Source organism: Stenotrophomonas sp. 05L44_2, from assembly GCF_056665995.1.
Genome location: NZ_JBFTNR010000928.1, coordinates 1 through 1,315, shown reverse-complemented (window position 1 = coordinate 1,315; position 1,315 = coordinate 1). Strand labels below are relative to the sequence as shown.

1 protein-coding gene is annotated in these 1,315 nt (G+C 67.2%); it reads right to left on the bottom strand.

The genetic code is table 11. The annotated features are described in order from the left end of the window. Window positions 1-76: 76 nt before the first annotated feature. Window positions 77-1,282, bottom strand: a complete 1,206-nt coding sequence (locus AC1VAN_RS22040; protein WP_480986771.1) for an endonuclease/exonuclease/phosphatase family protein — start codon at window positions 1,280-1,282, stop codon at window positions 77-79. Window positions 1,283-1,315 lie beyond the last annotated feature (33 nt).

Here is a 1,315-nt window from a genome sequence, read left to right as displayed (position 1 = left end):
GGCCATGCCCGGCGGCTTCCCCTAGGGCGCGCGACGCGGCCGGAAAAGCCGCCGGGCATGGCCCGGCGCTATCGGTTTATTTCACATCCACCCATACCAGGTGGTGGTCGCTGCCATCGGCGATCTTCGCTTCGGCACTCTCATTGGCCGGCCAGAACACGCCGCTGCCGAGGTACTCGAAACCGGTCGAGGGCAGCACGTAGTCCAGGCGCATGGTGCCGGACTTCGGGCCGAAATCGCCGGTGGCATGGAACGGTGCACCCTTGCGGGTGATGCCCTTGGCCGCATAGGCCAGGCTGGTCTGCTCGGCGCCGATGCTGCGTGGGGTGGGGTAGCGCAGCACGCGGGCGTTCTCGATCAGTTCGACGATCGCCTCGTGGCGGCCATCGCCATCGACCGGATCATTGTTGAGGTCGCCAAGGATGACAAAACGCGCATCCTGGGCCAGGCCGCCGCACTGGCCCTTGTCGTCGCACAGCCACGGCTTGTCACCCTTGGACAGGTATTCCTGCCACAGGCGCAGTTCGTCATGGTTGCGCGCGGCGTTGCGCTTTTCCGGGCCATCGAACACCGGCGGCGTCGGGTGCGAGACCAGCGCGTGGACCACGCCGGCCGGGGTCTTCACCGGTACATCCCAATGCGACTTCGACGACAGCCGCAGCTGCGACCAGACGGTGTCGTTGTAGAAGCTCTTGCCGGTGCGCGGATCGACCGGGCGGATCGCGCCGGGCATCGCACTCCACTTCAGCAGCTGGAAGCTGCGCACCTTGGCTTCGTCGATCGGGTAGCGCGACAGCACCAGCATGCCGTACTGGCCCGGGTGCAGKCCGTAGCCCCAGGCGTCGTTGCCRCGRSCGCGGCCWTCGCCGCCGAYCWSGCCRTTGTTGTCCAGGTCCAGSCCRCTSKGCACGCCGGTGTTSACCGGSGCCAGGTAGCGGTAGGCGAAGTGCAGCGGCTTGCCGCCACCGGGCTGGGCCACTTCCAGGTAGCGCTTCTGGAACAGGTCGGCGGCACGATGGGCGTCATCGAAGTCGAACTCGTTCAGCAGCACCAGGTCAGGGCGCGCCTGCTGCAGTACCGCGGCGATCTTGCGCGCATGTTCGCTGTCGCCTTCCAGCTCGGCGATCAGGCCGCCGGCTTCGTCCGAATACAGCGAGGTGTTGTAGGTGGCCAGGCGCAGCGCTGCAGACGGTTTTTCGGTCATCGCGGGGGACGTGGCGAAGGCGGGAGCGGCGGTGCCACAGAGCAGGGCCAGGCCGAGAATCAGGGGTTTGGCGTTCATGGGCCATATTGTGCACCTGGCCCGGTGTCAGTG